This window comes from Paracoccus sp. 08 (assembly GCF_024105395.1).
Taxonomy (GTDB): Bacteria; Pseudomonadota; Alphaproteobacteria; order Rhodobacterales; family Rhodobacteraceae; genus Paracoccus; species Paracoccus marcusii.
In genome coordinates this window covers 22,899-40,409 of the sequence record NZ_WEKR01000025.1, presented here as the reverse complement: position 1 = coordinate 40,409, position 17,511 = coordinate 22,899, and the positions used below count along the sequence as shown (strand labels likewise).

At 69.7% G+C, this 17,511-nt stretch carries 16 protein-coding genes; 8 read left to right on the top strand and 8 right to left on the bottom strand.

Annotated features, from left to right (window positions below):
• The 3 genes from GBO37_RS10330 to GBO37_RS10320 form a co-directional block, all read right to left on the bottom strand.
• Window positions 1-1,644: iron ABC transporter permease (locus tag GBO37_RS10330; RefSeq protein WP_371927546.1), on the bottom strand; the 1,644-nt coding region annotated here is incomplete at its 3' end.
• A gap of 4 nt (window positions 1,645-1,648) precedes the next feature.
• Window positions 1,649-2,536: an ABC transporter substrate-binding protein gene (locus GBO37_RS10325; protein ID WP_252928811.1), complete on the bottom strand. Its 888-nt coding sequence runs from the start codon at window positions 2,534-2,536 to the stop codon at window positions 1,649-1,651.
• On the bottom strand, window positions 2,530-4,620 hold the full coding sequence (locus tag GBO37_RS10320) for a TonB-dependent siderophore receptor (protein ID WP_252928809.1): 2,091 nt from the start codon (window positions 4,618-4,620) through the stop codon (window positions 2,530-2,532). The genes GBO37_RS10325 and GBO37_RS10320 overlap by 7 nt, the downstream gene beginning before the upstream one ends.
• 124 nt (window positions 4,621-4,744) lie before the next feature.
• Between GBO37_RS10320 and GBO37_RS10315 the strand changes: the two genes are divergently transcribed.
• The 6 genes from GBO37_RS10315 to GBO37_RS10290 all read left to right on the top strand — a co-directional run bounded on the left by GBO37_RS10315 (window position 4,745) and on the right by GBO37_RS10290 (window position 10,615).
• The gene (locus tag GBO37_RS10315) at window positions 4,745-5,518 is read left to right on the top strand and encodes an SIP domain-containing protein (RefSeq protein WP_252928807.1); all 774 of its coding nucleotides are present in this window, start codon (window positions 4,745-4,747) and stop codon (window positions 5,516-5,518) included.
• A 198-nt stretch (window positions 5,519-5,716) separates the two neighbouring features.
• Window positions 5,717-6,778, top strand: a complete 1,062-nt coding sequence (locus GBO37_RS10310) for a sulfate/molybdate ABC transporter ATP-binding protein (protein WP_252928805.1) — start codon at window positions 5,717-5,719, stop codon at window positions 6,776-6,778.
• Complete coding sequence (locus tag GBO37_RS10305) at window positions 6,778-7,770, top strand: sulfate ABC transporter substrate-binding protein (RefSeq protein WP_252928802.1); 993 nt, start codon at window positions 6,778-6,780, stop codon at window positions 7,768-7,770. The genes GBO37_RS10310 and GBO37_RS10305 overlap by 1 nt, the downstream gene beginning before the upstream one ends.
• Entirely contained in the window at window positions 7,767-8,621 is an 855-nt protein-coding gene (gene cysT, locus GBO37_RS10300) for a sulfate ABC transporter permease subunit CysT (RefSeq protein WP_252928800.1), read from the top strand. The genes GBO37_RS10305 and cysT overlap by 4 nt, the downstream gene beginning before the upstream one ends.
• The gene (gene cysW / locus GBO37_RS10295; protein WP_252928798.1) at window positions 8,618-9,424 is read left to right on the top strand and encodes a sulfate ABC transporter permease subunit CysW; all 807 of its coding nucleotides are present in this window, start codon (window positions 8,618-8,620) and stop codon (window positions 9,422-9,424) included. The genes cysT and cysW overlap by 4 nt, the downstream gene beginning before the upstream one ends.
• A 66-nt stretch (window positions 9,425-9,490) precedes the next feature.
• Entirely contained in the window at window positions 9,491-10,615 is a 1,125-nt protein-coding gene (locus GBO37_RS10290) for a zinc-binding dehydrogenase (protein ID WP_252928797.1), read from the top strand.
• Here GBO37_RS10290 and GBO37_RS10285 read toward each other — a convergent pair.
• Genes GBO37_RS10285 through coxB form a run of 3 tightly spaced genes read right to left on the bottom strand, consistent with a single transcriptional unit; the run spans window position 10,612 to window position 14,134 of the window.
• The gene (locus tag GBO37_RS10285) at window positions 10,612-10,920 is read right to left on the bottom strand and encodes a hypothetical protein (RefSeq protein ID WP_045983238.1); all 309 of its coding nucleotides are present in this window, start codon (window positions 10,918-10,920) and stop codon (window positions 10,612-10,614) included. The genes GBO37_RS10290 and GBO37_RS10285 overlap by 4 nt on opposite strands.
• Entirely contained in the window at window positions 10,917-13,430 is a 2,514-nt protein-coding gene (locus GBO37_RS10280; RefSeq protein WP_371927550.1) for a cbb3-type cytochrome c oxidase subunit I, read from the bottom strand. The genes GBO37_RS10285 and GBO37_RS10280 overlap by 4 nt, the downstream gene beginning before the upstream one ends.
• Before the next feature lie 47 nt (window positions 13,431-13,477).
• Window positions 13,478-14,134 (bottom strand): cytochrome c oxidase subunit II, encoded by a 657-nt coding sequence (gene coxB / locus GBO37_RS10275; RefSeq protein WP_252928795.1) that lies wholly within the window; start codon window positions 14,132-14,134, stop codon window positions 13,478-13,480.
• 51 nt (window positions 14,135-14,185) lie between these two features.
• Between coxB and GBO37_RS10270 the strand changes: the two genes are divergently transcribed.
• Window positions 14,186-14,710: a DUF2231 domain-containing protein gene (locus GBO37_RS10270; RefSeq protein ID WP_045983237.1), complete on the top strand. Its 525-nt coding sequence runs from the start codon at window positions 14,186-14,188 to the stop codon at window positions 14,708-14,710.
• An 8-nt stretch (window positions 14,711-14,718) separates the two neighbouring features.
• On the opposite strand, the gene GBO37_RS10265 is transcribed toward GBO37_RS10270, so the two are convergent.
• Both GBO37_RS10265 and GBO37_RS10260 read right to left on the bottom strand, forming a co-directional pair.
• Entirely contained in the window at window positions 14,719-15,231 is a 513-nt protein-coding gene (locus tag GBO37_RS10265; protein ID WP_252928794.1) for a CopD family protein, read from the bottom strand.
• The gene (locus GBO37_RS10260) at window positions 15,228-15,956 is read right to left on the bottom strand and encodes a cytochrome c oxidase assembly protein (RefSeq protein ID WP_252928793.1); all 729 of its coding nucleotides are present in this window, start codon (window positions 15,954-15,956) and stop codon (window positions 15,228-15,230) included. The genes GBO37_RS10265 and GBO37_RS10260 overlap by 4 nt, the downstream gene beginning before the upstream one ends.
• 121 nt (window positions 15,957-16,077) lie before the next feature.
• Here GBO37_RS10260 and GBO37_RS10255 point away from each other — a divergent pair, with 121 nt between their 5' ends.
• On the top strand, window positions 16,078-17,469 hold the full coding sequence (locus GBO37_RS10255) for a ferric reductase-like transmembrane domain-containing protein (RefSeq protein WP_252928792.1): 1,392 nt from the start codon (window positions 16,078-16,080) through the stop codon (window positions 17,467-17,469).
• Window positions 17,470-17,511: the final 42 nt, after the last annotated feature.

The window sequence follows — 17,511 nt, the reverse complement described above, 5'->3', positions numbered from 1 at the left end:
GCGCGCGACCCCCGCCCCAAGCGGCAGCAGCGCCAGCCAGCGGCGCAGGGCCAGCGCGGCCAGCGAGACGGCCACGGCCAGGCCCGCCAGCGCGACGGCGCCCACCATCGGCACGGCGGCCGCAGATCCCGACAGCCAGGACAGGATCGCCCAGGCCCGTGCGTCGCCCACGGCCATCATCGCCGACAGCACGGCCGAGGCCAGGGCCGACACCGCGATGCCCGCCAGCAGCACGCGTTCCGCCGGCATGTCGCGGCGCGCGGTGAAGGCCACCAGCACCGCCAGCGCCAGCGCGCCCCCCGCCATCGTCCCAAGCGCCAGCGCCAGCGCGCCGGGGGCGGCCAGGCCAAAGACCACCGCCGCATAGCCAAGCGAGGCGCCGCCCGACACGCCAAGCACCTCGGGCGAGGCCAGGGGGTTCGCGGTCAGCCGCTGCAGGATAGCCCCGGCCAGCGCCAGCGCCGCCCCCGACGCCGCCGCGGCCAGCAGGCGGGGCAGGCGCATGGGCAGAAACGCCGCCAGGTTCGCGCGGTCCAGCACCGCCCAGCCCCCCGGCACCCGCCCGAYCCACAACAGGACCAGCCCCGCCAGGATCAGGGCCGCCGCCATCGCCGCCAGCAGCGGCCCCGGACGGGCCAGCCGCGGGGCAGGGCGGTCGCCCGATTCCGCGCCGGGCGGCGACGTGCCGCGCAGCCGCGGCAGCAGCCAGATCAGCAGCGGCCCGCCGACCAGCCCGGTCAGCGCGCCGGTGGGAAACATCTCGGCCCCCAGGCCCGCCAGGGCCAGCACCAGCCCGTCGCAGATCGACAGGATCAGCGCGCCCAGGACCGGCGACCAGGCCAACAGGCCGGGGATGGTCCGCACCCCCAAGCTGCGCGCCAGGGCGGGCGCTGCAAGCCCGACAAAGCCGATCAGCCCCAGTTCCGCCGACACGGCCGCGGCCAGAACGACCGCGACGGCCACCGCCGCCAGCCGCATCGCGGCGACGTTCAGGCCCAAGCCCTGCGCGCCCTCGGCCCCCAAGGACAGCAGGCGCAGCGGACGGGCCAGCATTGCTGCGGCCAGGCCACCCAAGGCCAGCACCCCGGCCAGCGCGTCGACCCCCGACCAGTCCTGCTGGACCAGCGAGCCGCCGTTCCAGATGACCAGCGACAGCAGGTACTGTCCCTGCGCCAGCGTGACCGCCCCCGCAACCGCACTGGCGGTCAGCCCGACCAGCATGCCCGCGATGACCATCGTCACCGGCTGAAAGCCGCGCCGCGCGCCGATGGCCAGCACCAGCGCCGCCGCCGCGCCCGCGCCCGCCATGGCGACGGGCCAGCGCCCGCCCTCCAGCAGGGTCGGGGACAGGATCGTGGCCAGGACCAGTGCCAGCTGCGCGCCCGCGCTGATGCCAAGCGTCGTAGGGTCGGCCACCGGGTTGCGCAGCACCACCTGCAGGATCGCCCCCGAGAGGCCCAGCATCGCCCCCGCCAGCAGCGCGATGACCCCGCGCGGCATCAGGCCATAGGCCATGCGGATCTGATCCAGGCTCATCGCCTGCGGATCCCAGGGCAGGGCGTGCAGGGGCAGCGTGCGCGCAGCCATCAGCCACAGCGCAAGGGCGATCAGCGCCGCGCAGGGCGCAAGGGTCCGGGTCGTCATCGCCTCAGGCCTCCAGCGCGCGGGCCAGCAGGTCGCCAAAACGCAGCGCGGCGGGCACCCCGCCAAAGGCGTTCATCCGCGGCAGGTGGTGCACGCGGCCCTGCGCCACCTGCGGCAGGGCCTGCCACAGCCGGCTGCGGGACAGCGCGCCTTGCGCCTGCGGCGGGATGGGGCCGGCGATGACCAGCCGCGCGTCGGGCATGTCGGCCAGGCGTTCGAGGGGAACCGGGGCCAGGAAGCTGAAGGCCGTCGCCTCGGACCAGGCGTTGCGCAGGCCGACGCGGGTCAGGGTGCTGCCGAAGAGGCTGTCAAAGCCGAAGGCGCGCAGGTGGCGCGCATCGCCGATATCGACCAGCGCCAGCGGCCGGTGGGCATGGCGCGCGACCCGCGCGGCCAGCCGGTCCAGATGCGCGTCGGCCCGTGCCCGCGCCCGACCGCCCGCGGCAGGATCGCCGATCTGCCGCGCAAGCGCGTCCAGCGCGTCCAGCGCCTTGGGCAGCGGCGCCTGTCCGGGCAGGTAGAAGGGCAGGGACAGGACCGGGGCGATCGCCTCCATCCGCGCCTGATAGCGGGTGTAGTAGGGAGAGCTGAGGATCAGCGTCGGGCGGACCAGCTGCAGCAGTTCGAAGTTCGGCGCGCCGCGCAGGCCCAGGTCGGTGACCGTGTCGGGGATGGCGGGGACGCCCACATCGGCGCGAAAGCGGATCAGCTCGGCCGCGGCGACCGGCATATGGCCCAGGGCGGTCGCGGTCTCCAGCATCGCCCAGTCAATCGCGGCCAGGCGCGGGGCACTGCCCGCGCGCAAAGGCAGGCCCGCCGCCAGCAGGATGCCGGCGGCGGTCAGGACGGCGCGGCGGTCGGGCCGGGGCGATATGGCCCCGCGCCCTACCACCTGTAGGCGACCTTGGCGGCGACGCTGCGCCCTTCGCCGTAGTAGCAGCCGAAGGAGCCGCAATTGGCGAGATAGACCTCGTCGGTGACGTTGTTCAGTGTCACGCTGGCCTCGATGTTGCCGCGGGTATAGGTCGCGGCCAGATCGACCAGGGTGACGCTGTCCAGGTCGAACGTGTTCCCGAAATCGCCCTTGCGTTCGCCGATATGGCGGATGCCGCCCCCGGCGCGCAGCCCGTTCCCGAAATCGCGGTCCAGCCACAGGCTGGCCAGATGGCGCGGCGCGTTGGGCATTTCCAGCCCGTCCTCTGGGCCGCCCTTCTGTTCGGTCTCGTTGAAGGCATAGCTGGCGCGCAGGTCCCATGCGGCGCTCAGCGCGGCGGTGGCCTCCAGCTCCAACCCCTTGGAGCGCACCTCGCCCACCTGGCGGCGGCGCCCCTGGCCCAGGTTGCGCACCAGGTTCTGTTGGGTCAGGTCATAGACGGTGGCGCTGAACAGCCCGTCAAAGCCCGCGGGCTGATACTTGACCCCAACTTCCCACTGCTTGCCCTCGGTCGGGTCCAGCGTCTCTCCGGTGGTGTCGTCGATGCCAATGGTCGGGTCGAACGAGGTCGAATAGCTGGCATAGGGCATTACGCCGTTCGCAAGGACATAGCCAAGGCCAACCCGGCCCGTGGTCGCGCTGTCTGACTGGTCGATGGGGGTGTCGCCGTCAAAGTTCGTGAACTTCGTCCCCGTCTGTTCGGTCCAATCCTGACGGATGGCCAGGCTGCCGCGCCAGTTGCCGACGGTGATCTCGTCCTGGGCATAGAGGCCGACCTGCTTTTGGCTGATGTCGGAGATGCTGGTGTACCAGGCCGGCGTCGCAGGCAGCCCGCCATAGACCGGGTCGGAAACGTCGATGGGCTGGCCGAAGAAGAACTGCGTTGTCGTGTCGGCATCGTACTGCCGGATGTCCAACCCCAAGAGCAGGTCATGGGTCACGCTGCCGGTGGTGATGCTGTTCGACAGGCGGGTGTCCAGGTTCAGGCCTGTCGTGGATTCGTCCTGAAAGTTCGCGCCCCGCGTGACCGACAGGCCGTCGTCGGTCAGGCCGCTGACATAATGTCCGGTATAGGTCCAGTCGAACCGTTCGGCCCGGAAGCCCTGCGACAGGGTCCAGCCGTTGTCCAGCTGGTGGCTGATCTCGATGCCCAGGTTCGCCATATCGCGGTCGCTGTCGTCGAAGCCCGGTTCTCCGAAATAGGTGTCGCGCAGGGCCTTGCCGTCGCCGGTCTGCGTCAGCGCAAAGGGTACGCCGGGGGGCGAGATGGGCGCGTCTTTGGTATAGGATGCGATCACGTCCACGGTCGTCGCGTCGTCGGGCGCATAACGCAGCGCCGCGCCCAGATAGCCGCGTTCATTGGTCAGTTCGCGGATCTGCGTCTTGCTGTCGCGCAGGATGCCGGTCAGGCGCCAGGACAGGGTCGGGCTTGCCACGCGGTTCAGGTCGAAGAAGGTCTGCGCGCTGTCATTGCTGTCATATCCCAGACCCGCTTCCGAAAAATCGAAATCCTGTGCGCGCTTCTGAACCTGGTTGATGATCCCGGCGGGCGACCCGGCCCCGTAAAGGGACGAATTCGGGCCCTTAAGAACCTCGACCTGCTGCAGGCCATAGACCTCGAAGGCAGGCGATCCGAAATCGCGCAACTGGCGCAGGCCGTTGACGTATTGCGAACCGCGCGCTTCGAAGCCGCGCACGGTGGGGCTGTCGAAACGGGGGTCCGCGCCGAAGGGCTGGCCCACGACGCCCGCGGTGTAGTTCAGCGCCTGGCCCAAGGTCTGCGCGCCCTGATCCTCGATCTGCTGGCTGGTCACGACCGAGATCGACTGCTGCGTCTCGGCCACGGGGGTGTTCGATTTCGTGGCGACCTGCGCCTGTCCGCCGACATAGCCGTCCGCCTGGACGGACGCGTCCGAAGACGCTGTCAGCACGATCTCGTCCAGCAGGATCGGCTCCGCGGCCTGCTGGGACCAGGCCACGCCGGACGACAGGGCAAGAAGGCTGGCACCGGCCAGAAGGAAGATACGGGGCTCTACGGACATGATGGCCTGCTGGATTGACACGTTTGGGCGTATCTGATCTTTTCTGTCAGATTCGTCAATCTGCCAATCCGGCTGTCGAATTCATATTTCCGACTTTTTGACTTTCCAGCCACGGACCCTGCCCATGTCGCATCTGCGTAGTCATCACGGAACAGGCCTGATCCCCCGTGCCAGCGGGGCCGCGGTCGCGGCGCTGAAGGCGCGGGCCGCGATGTGGGAGGCCCCGCTGGTCGAGGACGAGGCGGGTCTCAGCCTGCTGATCTGGGGGGCCGAGCTGCGCCTGACGCGCCAGGCCGACGCGTTGCGCATCGACCTTCTGGCGCCCGAGGACCGGCTGGTCGGCATCCTGCGCGACAGCGCGACCGAGATCCTGGCCGAGGCGGGGGTCGAGGTCGCGTGGGACGATGTCGATGCGGGCGCGCTGGCACCGGGGCTTGCGCTGCTGCGGGTGGCGGGGGTGTCGCGCCCCGTGCCGGGGTTCCTGCGCGTGCGGCTGGCGGGACCGCAGGCCGGGCAGTTCGCGCAGGGCGGTTATCACTTTCGCCTGCTGCTGCCGCCGGCGGGGCGGGCGGCCATCTGGCCGCGCGTGGCCGCCAGCGGACGCACCGTCTGGCCCGACGGGGCCATCACCCGCATGCTGGCCGAGACGCGCGGCACGGCCAGCGCCGTCCTGTGCTGTGACGCGGCCGACCTAGGCGCACTGGCGGATGATCCGCGGGTCACGCGCTGCGACGACCTGATGGCCGCGCTTGTGGCGATGCCGGACCCCGCGGGCGGGCATGTCTGGTTCGCGGCCGACGCGGCGCGCGCCCGCGCCGCGCGCAGCCACCTGCTGGCCCGCGGCCTGACCAAGACCCAGTTCACCGCTGCCGCCTATTGGTCGCGCGCAGAAGCCTGAAAAAGAACGCAGGTATGCCCGGACGGGCGCGGCGCGGAACGCTGTCGCGTCGTCCGGCGCGACCCGCGACCGGGCGTTTCGCAGGTCGCGCACCGGACGGAACGGCGGCCCGCATCGGTGGCCCGCGGGCGGGGCCGCGGCCCCTTGCCCGGTGCCCCGCCGCGGCCTAGCTGGCAGGGACAGCCAGGGGGTGCGCCGATGTCGATCGAGATTGCAGGACTGACCAAGCGGTTCGACCGGACCGATGTCCTGCGCGGCATCGATCTGTCGGTCGAACCCGGAGAGCTTCTGGCGCTGCTGGGCCCGTCCGGATCGGGCAAGACCACGCTTCTGAAGATCATCGCCGGGCTGGAATGGCCCGATGCCGGGCAGCTGCGGGTCGAGGGGCAGGACTGGCTGGCGCTGGCCGCCCGCGACAGACGCATCGGCTTCGTCTTTCAGCATTACGCCCTGTTCCCCCACATGACGGTGCGCGACAATATCGGCTTTGGCCTGTCCGTCCTGCCGCGCGGTCAGCGCCCGACCCGCGCCCAGATCGCCGCCCGCGCGGACGAGCTGATGGCGTTTCTGCAGATCGACCACCTGGCCGACCGCTTTCCGGGGCAGCTGTCGGGCGGTCAGCGTCAGCGGGTGGCGCTTGGCCGCGCGCTGGCGATCAAGCCGCGGGTGCTGCTTCTGGACGAGCCCTTCGGCGCGCTGGACGCCGCGATCCGTCGCGACCTGCGCCGCTGGCTGCGCGGCGTGCACGAGGCGACCGGATCGACGACCATCTTCGTGACCCACGACCAGGAGGAGGCCTTCGAACTGGCCGACCGCGTGGTGGTCATGGGCGAGGGCCGGATCGAGCAGATCGGCCATGCCGACGCCATCCACGACGCCCCGGCCACCCCCTTCGTCGCGCGCTTCATGGGAGCTACGGTCCAGCTGCCCGTCACCGTCACGGGGGGCCGCGCGAAGGGGCCGGGGCTGGATCTGTCCGCGCTGCCGCAGGTCGCGCTGCGCGACGGCCCGGCGCAGCTGTTCGCGCGCCCCGCCGACCTGCGCGTCGCGCCGGACGCCGACGGGCCGTGGCGCGTCCAGACCTTGGCCAGCACCGGTGCCGAGCTGCGCCTGAGCGTCGTCCATGCCGACGGGACCGAGGCCGAAATCCAGATGCCCCGCCGCGGTGCCCCGACGCTGAGCCGCGGTGTCCCCGTCACGTTGGCGGCCCAAGCTGCCACGATCTTTGCCGATGCCCCGATTGAGAAGGAAACCGCCTGATGAGACTGCCCCTGATCGCCACCGCCCTGGCCCTGACCCTGTCCGGCCCCGCCCTTGCACAGGACAAGCTGCTGAACGTCAGCTATGACATCGCGCGCGAGCTGTTCGAGGCGCTGAACCCCGTCTTTGCCGAGAAGTGGCAGGCCGATACCGGGCGCAGCCTGACCATCGACATGTCGCATGGCGGATCGTCGCGCCAGGCCCGCGCCATCCTGGAGGGGCTGCCCGCCGATGTCGTGACCTTCAACCAGGAGACCGACGTGGACGTGCTGGCCGAGGGCGGCCTGCTGCCCCAGGACTGGCGCGACGCGCTGCCCAACGGGGCGTCGCCCTATTACTCGCTGCCCGCCTTCCTGGTGCGCGAGGGCAACCCCAAGGGGATCGAGGATTGGGACGACCTGGCCCGCGACGACGTGGCGCCCGTGTTCCCCAACCCCAAGACCAGCGGCAATGCGCGCTATACCTATCTGGCTGCCTATGCCTATGCGCTGGCGCAGAACGGCGGCGACCAGGCGGCGGCGCAGGAATTCGTGCGCGCCGTCTTTGACAATGTGCCGGTCTTTGACACGGGCGGGCGCGCGGCCACCCAGACCTTTGCCGAACGCGGCATCGGCGACGTGCTGGTGACCTTCGAGGCCGAGACCGGCCAGATCGCCGAGCAGTACGAGGCGCAGGGCTTCGAACGCGTGACGCCCTCAATGAGCCTCTTCGCGGCCTTCCCCGTGGCCGTGGTCGCCGAGAATGCCGAGGACAACGGCACGACCGATCTGGCCACCGCCTATCTGGACTGGCTCTACACCCCCGAGGCGCAGCGCATCCTGGCCAACAACTATTACCGCGTCACTGATGAGACCGTCGCCGCGGAAGTCGCCGACACCCAGGCCCCGGTGGAACTGGTTACCGTGGACGACGTCTTTGGCGGATGGGACCGCGTGCGCGAGCAGCACTTGGCCGACGGCGCGATCCTGGACCAGGTCTTCGTGAACCGATGACCACGGCCACGGCCACGGCCCCGATCCGCGCCAAGCGCGTCCTGCCCGGCTTTACGCTCAGCTTGGGCACGACGCTGCTGTACCTGGTGCTGATCGTCCTGATCCCCATCGCGGCGCTGATCCTGAAGGGCGCGCAAATCGGGCCCGCGGGTTTCTGGGCCATCGTCAGCAGCGACCGGGCGCTGGCCGCATTCCGCGTCACCCTGACGGCGGCGGCCATCGCCACGGCCTTCAACGCGGTCTATGGCCTGCTGATGGCCTGGGTGCTGGTACGCCACGACTTTCCGGGAAAGCGCATCCTGGACGCGCTGATGGACGTGCCCTTCGCGCTGCCCACCGCGGTGGCGGGGCTGTCGCTAACGGCGCTGTTTTCTGCCAACGGCTGGTTCGGGCAGGTGCTGCACCCCCTGGGCGTGCCGGTGGTCTATACGGTGCTGGGTATCGCGCTGGCGATGGCCTTCACCTCGATCCCCTTCGTGGTGCGCACGGTCCAGCCGGTGCTGGAGGATCTGGACCCGGCGTTGGAACAGGCCGCCGAAACCCTGGGCGCGACGCCGTGGCAGTCCTTCACCCGCGTGGTCTTTCCGGCGATCCTGCCCGCCTGGCTGGCCGGCTGCACGACCGCGTTTGCCCGGTCCCTGGGCGAGTTCGGCGCGATCGTCTTCATCGCCGGCAACCTGCCCGGACAGACCGAGATCGCGGCGCTCCTGGCCTTCATCCGGCTGGAGGAGTTCGACTATAACGGCGCGGCGGCCATCGCGCTGGTCCTGCTGGGCTTTGCGCTGCTGCTGCTGGTCGTGTCGAACATCCTGCAATCCTGGGCCGCCCGCCACCGCGAGGCCACCCGATGACGCCCCGTCGTCCCGCCCGGTCGGGCCGCCTGCTGGTGGCAACGGCCGTGGTGCTGACGCTGCTAATCGTGGTGGCGCCGCTGGTCTTCATCTTTGCCCGCGCCTTTTCCGAAGGCTGGCGGGTCTATGCCCAGAACATCCTGCATCCCGACACGCTGCACGCCATCTGGCTGACCAGCCTGGTCGCGCTGATCGTGGTGCCGATCAACATCGCCTTCGGCATTGCCGCCGCATGGGCGGTGGCCAAGCACCGCTTCTGGGGGCGCGGCATTCTGGTCACCATGATCGAGATCCCGTTCTCGATCTCTCCGATCATCGCGGGGATCTGCTATCTGCTGCTCTATGGCCGCCAGGGGCTGCTGGGGCCGTGGCTGCGCGAGGTCGACCTGCAGGTCATGTTCGCGCTGCCCGGCATCGTGCTGGTGACGCTGTTCGTGACCGCACCCTTTGTCGCGCGCGAGGTGCTGCCCCTGATGCAGGCGCAGGGAACCGATCAGGAACAGGCCGCGGTGACGCTTGGCGCGTCGGGCTGGCAGGTGTTCCGCCGCGTGACCCTGCCCAACATCAGGTGGGCGCTGCTGTACGGTGCGGTCCTGTGCACGGCGCGCGCGGTGGGCGAATTCGGGGGCGTGTCCGTGGTGTCTGGCAACATCCGCGGCCAGACCAACACGCTGCCCCTGCATATCGAGCTGCTGTTCAACGACCTGAACGCGGTGGGCGCCTTTGCGGCGGCCTCGACCCTGACCCTGCTGTCGCTGGTCGCGCTGGTCCTCAAGGCGGTCCTGGAGGGGCGGCGCGGCTGAGGGCCCCGCTTGCCCCCGCGGGGCGCCGGGCATAGCGTGGGGTCCAACGCATCAGCCGAGGACATCATGACCCATCACGGCCAGGAACTGAGATCGACGATCACGCCGGACGGAACGCTGCGGGTGCATCTGGAGCCCGTCACCCATCCCGACCCCGGTCCCGGCCAGCTGCTGGTGCGGATCGAGGCGGCGCCGATCAACCCGTCGGACCTGGGGCTGCTGTTCGGGCCCGCCGACATGGATAGCCTGACCGCAGGGGGCACCCCCGACGCCCCGGTCCTGACCGCCACGGTTCCCCCCGCCGCGATGCCCGCGATGAAGGCCCGCATCGGCCAGTCGCTGCCCGTGGGCAACGAAGGCGCGGGCACCGTCATCGCCGCCGGCCCCGACCTGTCCCATCTGGTGGGCAAGCGCGTGGCGATGATCGGGGGGGCGATGTATGCGGACCTGCGCCTGATCGGGCTGGAGGCCTGCATCGTGCTGCCCGACGGCGCGACCGCGGAACAGGGCGCGTCGCTGTTCGTGAACCCGCTGACCGCGCTCGGCTTTGTCGAGACGATGCGAGCCGAGGGGCACAGCGCCATCGTCCATGCGCCTGCCGCGTCGAACCTGGGCCAGATGCTGGTGCGCATCTGCAAGGATGACGGGATCGGCCTGGTCAATATCGTGCGCAGTCAGGACCAGGTCCGGCTGCTGCGCGATCTGGGCGCGGTCCATGTCGTCGACAGCAGCAGCGACAGCTTTCGCGCCGATCTGGAACAGGCGATCGAGGCCACCGGCGCGACGCTGGCCTTCGACGCCATCGGCGGCGGAGAGATGACCAGCATCATCCTGAACGCGATGGAGGCTGTGGCCGCGCGCAAGATGGACAGCTATGACCGGTACGGGTCGGACGTGATGAAGCAGGTCTATGTCTATGGCGCGCTGGACACGGGGCCGACGGTGCTGCGCCGCGGATTCGGGTTCAGCTGGCGCATCGGCGGCTGGCTGCTGTTCCACATGCTGCGCCGCACCGACAAGGCGATCACCCAGATGATGCGCGAGCGAGTCGCGGCGGAAATGACCACGACCTTTGCCAGCCATTATTCCGAACGCCTGACCCTGCGTGAGGCACTGTCGCCGGATGCGGCCCGTGCCTATGTCCGCAAGGCCACGGGGGCCAAGTACCTGATCACCGGCCCGCGCCCCTAGGCGCAGGTCGAGGTCGCGATCACCGGGAACAGTGTCACCAGGGTCGAGACGAACCCGATCCAGGCCCCCATGGTGATCAACTGCCGCGGGCGTCCCCGGCCCGCGGGCATGACCCGGATCAGCACCAGGTGCAGGATCAACCCCGCCCCCCATGCCAGCCACATCGCCATGTGGTGCCAGTCGGCGATGGGGGCGGGGCGGTCCGTCCAGCCCAGGTTGCAGCCCGCGCCGTGCAGCGCATAGACCAGCAGGAACATCGCTGCCCACAGGATCGGCCCGGCCAGGGCGCGCCACAGCCAGTTCATGACAGCACCTCCTGCGCGGCGACCAAGGTCAGCGACACGGCCGAGGTGCCCAGCCAGAAAGACTGGAACAGCTGCCAGATCGGCGCGGCGCCGCGGCGGGCCCAGCTGGTGCGGCCCCCGCGGGCATCGGCCAGGCTGCGCAGGGCCAGCATCGCCGTGACGACGCCGTGGAACACCGCAAAGCCCAGGATCACCGCGCGCAACGCATCGCGCGCGTGACGGCGCGGGTCATCCAGCCCCAGGGCCAGCCCCGCCAATGCCACCAGCGCGACCAGGCAGGCGGCCAGTCCGATCCCGGACCATGTGGTGCCCGCCGCCCGGTCGCGCAGCGCCTCGGCCCGGTGGGCGGCGATCAGGCCGACCGCCATCGCCGCCAGGGCCAGCGCCGCCGTGACCGCCATCGGCAGGGTCGACAGGCCACTGGCCGGGGCCGGCCATGCGGGGGCCACCACCGTCAGGAAGCCCACCCCGAACAGCAACGATGCGTACAGCGTCCCGTCCGCCAGAAGCAGCGCCACCGTCCCCGTTCGGGCCAGCGTGTTGCGCGTCTGCCAATGCAGCGGCAGGGTCAGGCCCGGTGCCACCCGAACGTCGGGATGATCGGTCGTAGATCCCATGATGTCGCCCCATTTCCATGCCGCGATCAGGGTCAGCACGATGCCCACGGGCGCCAGCCAGTAGAGCCCGGCCAGCACCGCCCCGAAGAAGCTGCCGATGGCGGCAGAGGTGAACAGCGGCAGCATGGTGCTTTTGGCCAGGACGGCGACGTGGTCGGGCCGACCGCTGCCGGCGTCCAGGGCCAGTGTCTCTCGCAGGTCGCGCGGCGCGCCGGGCAGCAACCCCTCGCCCCGCGCCAGGGGCAGCAGGGCCGAGGAATCGGGCTGGCGCGGGCCGGGCAGCGAGGCGAAGTTGTAGGACGGGGCGGGCACGGGCATCGCCCAGTCCAGCGTGGGCGCGCCCCAGGGGTTGCGCCAGCTGCGCCGCCCGAACAGCCACTGCATCACCACGTCGAAGGCGAACAGCGCAAAGCCCGCCGACATGATCATGCCGAAGATCGACGAGATCAGGTTCAGCCATTCCCATTCGGGGTTGTTGGGATAGACCGCGACGCGGCGCGGCATGCCCAGAAGGCCTGTCAGGTGCATCAGGAAGAACGTGCCGTGAAATCCGATCAGGATCAGCCAGAACGCCGATTCTCCCAGGCCCCGCACCCGCCAGCGCCCGCAGATCAGCGGCATCCAGTAGCTGACCGCGGCCAGCATCGGAAAGACGAAGCCGCCGACCAGCACGTAATGAAGGTGCGCGGTGACGAAGGCGGTGTCATGCGCTTGCCAGTTGAACGGCACCATGGCCAGCATCACGCCGGTCAGCCCGCCCAAGACGAAGGTCAAAAAGAACCCCATGACGTACAGCATGGGCAGGCGGAAGCTAACCTTGCCGTCCCACAGAGTGCCGATCCAGGCAAAAACCTGGATCGCCGTGGGAACCGCCACCAGCGCCGATGCCGCGCTGAAGAAGGCCAGCGCCATGTGCGGGATGCCCACCGTGAACATGTGGTGGACCCACAGGCCGAAGGACAGGAACACCAGCCCCGCGATGGCCGCGACGATCGCACCGTATCCCAGGATCGTGGTGCGCGACATGATCGGGATGATCGTGGACAGCGCGCCCGCGGCGGGCAGGAAGATGATATAGACCTCGGGGTGGCCGAACAGCCAGAACAGGTGCTGCCACAGCAGAGGGTCGCCGCCCCGCGCGATGTCGAAGAACGGCCAGTCGAAGGCGCGCTGCACCTCCAGCAGGATCGACCCCAGGATCAGCGGCGGAAAGCCCACCAGCATCATCACCGCCGTGCCCAGGAGGTACCAGCCCATCAGCGGCATCCGGGTCAGCGGCATATGCGCCGCGCGGCAGCGCAGGATGGTCACGGTGATCTCGACCGCGGCGGCCATGGCGCTGATCTCGACGAAGGTGACGCCCAACAGCCAGACATCGGCGTTGATGCCCGGGGTGTGGGTGCTGTCGGCAAGCGGCACGTACATGAACCACCCGCCATCGGGGGCCACGCCCGCCACCAGCGACAGCACGATCACCGTGCCCCCGAACAGATAGCACCAGTAGCCCAGGGCCGACAGCCGGGGGAACGCCATGTCGCGTGCGCCCAGGATCTTGGGCAGCAGCCACAGGGCCAGCCCCTCCAGCATGGGGATGGCGAACAGGAACATCATGATGCTGCCGTGCATCGTGAAGATCTGGTTGTACAGCTCGACATCCAGGAAGGCGCCGTCGCGGGTCGCCAGCTGCGCGCGGATCAGCATCGCCAGAACGCCGCCGATGGCGAAGAACACGAAGGACGTCGCCATGAAGCGCAGGCCGATCGTGCCGTGGTTGACCGAGGTGAAGAACCCCCGCCATCCCGGCTCGTCCGACCAGGTGCGGTCCAGCTGACGGTGCAGGGCCAGCGCGCGCTGCGGCGCGTTGGGGGCCACGTCGCTGGCGGGGTCGAACATCGGGTCCATCGGGGCGATGGTCCGGCCGCCCTGCGGCTGCGGATCGGTCATGGGCGGGTCTCCGGGATCAGGGCGCCCGACATGTCGGGCATCGGGCCGTTCGGGTCATAGGCCACGACGGTGAAACGCATGAAGCTGTGCCCGGTGCCGCAGAATTCGGCGCACAGGCCCTCGTAGGTGCCGGGCTGGTCGGCGCGCAGGCGGTGGATGTTCTGGTGGCCCGGGATGGCGTCCATCTTGCCGCCCAGTTGCGGCACCCAGAAGCTGTGGATGACGTCCTGGGCGGTGATGACCACGTCGAAATCCTGTCCCGCCGGCACATAGAGCGTATCGCGGGTCTGCACGATGGCGCCGTCGGGGCCGGGCTGGTCGAACCGCCATTCCCATTGCGCGGCATGGGCTTGGACGCGGGGGACGTCGTCGGCGCGCGCCAGCATCCCCTCTCCCAGCCACAGCGAAAACCCCAGGAGGACGACCAGAACCGACATCGAGAACCCGAGGCCCCAGCCCCAGATCCACGTCCGTTCCGACCGCCGCGCGCCGTTGTTGCGCACCGCCAGGACCAGCAGACCGAAGACCAGGACGCAGATCAGCGCCGAGCCCACCAGCATGATCCACCACAACAGCGCGATGTCGCGCGCCGCGGGGCCCGCGGGACTCAGCGTGCTGTGCCCGCCGCCGCATGCGGCCAGCAGCGGAACCACGGCCCCAGCCAATGCCTTGTGCCAGAAGCCCCTGACCCAACGAGAGTGCCCATGCGCCAGAGACGCACCTGGAAACAGCGACGCCGCCTTGCCGACCCGATCGAGGAACATGTCGCCTTCAACGACACCGAGACCAAGATCGCCCTTTCCGGCCACCCGCTGCACGCGATGATGGTGGCCTTTCCCATTGCACTGGCCTTCTCCACCTTCGGGGCCGACGCGATGTACTGGCTGACCGCCGACGAATTCTGGCCGCGGGTCGCGCTTTGGGCGACCGGGGCAGCCTTCGGCCTGGGGGTCCTGGCCGGGATCACCGGCACGATCGAGTTGCTGATGGTGCCCGGCATCCGCATCCGGGCGGCAAGCTGGACGCATTTCATCCTCGCGGTGATGCTGTTGTCCCTGCTGGGACTGAACTGGGGGTTCCGCCTGCCCGATCCGCAGGACGTGGTGCTGCCCTGGGGCATCCTGCTGTCGGCGCTGACGGCGGCCATGACCGGGATCACCGGCTGGCATGGAGGCAAGCTGGTCTTCGATTATCAGATCGGCACGAAAAGCGACGGGGCGGGCGGCTAGGCGGGCCGTCATGGTCGGGCCACCGACTGACCGCGGGGGGCCAGCATGAAATCGGGCATCCAGTCCGCGACCCAGGCCAAGTCCGGCTTGGCCAGCACCAGCCACAGCACGCCCATTATCAGGGGCAGCCCCAACACCAGCGCCCACAGGGCCGACGGCATGTTCTGCAGCCCGCGATGTTCCCCCGATGTCAGGATCAGGTGACCGATCCAGGCATGGACCAGCGCCATGCCCGCGACCAGCGTCAGCTTGGCCACGAACCACAGGTCGAACACCTGATCGGCAAAGATCAGGCCGGTCCCGGCCGCGATGGCGATGACCGCCGCCGGCGTCCCAAAGCCGACATAGCCGAAATGCGTGATCAGCCGGAATTCGGCATAGCGGGCCTGGGTCTGGCTGCTGTCGGCCTTGCCGCGCCAGATCTGGCCATAGAAATGCAGAAGCAGCGGCAGCGCCACCAGCGATGCGCACCAGCACAGCATGGCCGCCAGGTGCAGGTACTTCAGCCCCGCGACCATCATGCGGCGAACCCCCGCCGCCAGGCATGCCAGACCATGCGACCCGCGATGGCCGCCACGGGGACAAAGCCCGGCACCCACATGATCAGGCCCGCCAACTGCTGGTCCGCCAGGGGCGACATGCCCCAGGCCATCGCGCCGCCCACATGCGGGAAATACAGGATGTCGGGGGCAAAGGTCAGGATCGCGCCCAGAAAGCCCATGATGCCGGCCAGCCCGCCGATCAGCACGGCGCGGCGCATCGCTTCCTCGGCTCCGAAACCGGGGGCCAGGACCGCCGACCAGAACGCCCAGGCCGGAAGCAGCATTGCCGCCTGCATCACCCAATACAGCGTGTCCGACGCCCAGATGGCGTCATAGACCCCGGGCAGGTGCCACGCGATCATCGCCGCGCTGACCGCGGCCAGCGACAGCCCGGCCGGCAGTCGCGGCACCAGCGGCAGCGCCACGGCCAGCGCCGGCGCGGCCAGCGTGATCAGCACCAGATGATGCGCCGCTCGCGCCGAGAACAGCGCCACCGTCAGCGCACAAAGGGGCGACACGAACGCCACGACCAGCGCCCCCACCGCCAGGGCCGCGGGGCCGCGACGGTCAGGCACCACCTTGCGCGCCAGGACCAGCGCCAGTGCCGCGATGCCGATCAGCACCCAAGGGTCGAGGTTCCAGCTGGACCACAGCTGGTCCGGCGCCGGTGCCGGGCCACAATAGGGCATCAGCGCCTGTGTCATCGTCTCTCCTTGGTTGCGGATCGCGGGCGGGCGCGCGCAATGTCGTTCCCCAACAATGGCCTGCGCCCCGGGTTCCATGCAAGCATTCGGAACTGCGTGCAAGCGGTCGCGTTGGCCCCCCATGACCGTCGCCCCAAGCCAGAATCCCGACGCGCATATCCGCCCCGGCGACCGCACAGGGGCTGTGCGGTTGCAGGCCGCGGTCTGGATCATGCTGGCGCTGGCGGCCCTGATCCTGCCCTTTGCGGTGATCCTGGCCGGCGATCCACCACGGGATGCGGCCTTCACGCAGACGATGGCCTTTGGGCTTGGCTTCGGGGCGCTGGCGCTGGTCGGGCTGCAATTTGCGTTGACCGGACGGCTGAAGCCGTTGCTGCGTCCGTTCGGTGCCGACATCATCCCGGTCTTTCACCGGTTCCTCAGCTGGGGGGCGGTGGCGCTGATGCTGGGGCATTTCGCGATGATGTACATCTGGCACAAGGACGACATGGGCGTCCTGAACCCGCTGAAGGCCGATCCCTACATGACGGCGGGTCGGGTTGCGCTGGTCTGCTTCGGGGCGATGGTGATCACGTCGGAATTCCGCAAGTGGCTGCGGCTGGACTATCTGTGGTGGCGGTACCTGCATGTCGGTCTGGCGCTGACCGGCTTTGCGGCGGCGATCTGGCATGTGCTGGGGGCGGGGCATTTCACCGGGGCCGACGGGACGCGGGGGCTGTGGCTGGCAATCACGCTGGCTTGGGTCGGGTTGATCGCCTACACGCGCGTGCTGCGCCCCTGGCGACAGTCGCGCAACCCGTGGCGCGTGATCGAGAACCGCGACGAGGGCGACGGCATCCGCACCCTGGTCCTGCGCCCCGAGGGGCGTGCGTTGCGCAACTGGCGGCCGGGACAGTTCGCATGGCTGGCCGTCGGCGGCACGCCCTATTCGCTGCGCGAACATCCGTTCTCGATCTCGACAGCGCCGGACAAGGGGCCGGACATCAGCTTCTCGATCAAGCCCCTGGGGGACGACAGCCGCCGCCTGTCGCAGACGCCGGTGGGCAGTGTGGCCTGGATCGACGGGCCCTATGGCGTCTTCACCATCGACCGCGAGTCCGATGCCGAAGGGTTCGTGATGATCGCGGGGGGCGTGGGCATCACGCCCATCCTGGCCAACCTTCACGCGCTGCAAGCCCGCCGCGATCCGCGCACCATCCACCTGCTTTATGCGAACAAGGACTGGGACGACGTGCCGTTCCGCGATCAGCTGGCCCGCATCGCCCAGGACATCGACCTGCGCGTGACCCATGTGATCGAGGAGCCGCCCGAACCCTGGGACACGGGCGGCCACGCGGCGGTCAAGGGGCGGATCGACGCCGCGATGCTGGACCAGGTGCTGCCCGACCGGACGCGTCACTGGCCGCACATGATGTGCGGGCCTGCGCCGATGCTTTCGGCAATTCGTGCGGGGCTGGCGGGCAGAGGCACGCCCCTGTCCGCGATCCACGCCGAAATCTTCGAGATGGTGTGACCGATGCGCCCGCGTCTTGCCTTGGCGTTGGCCATCCTGCTG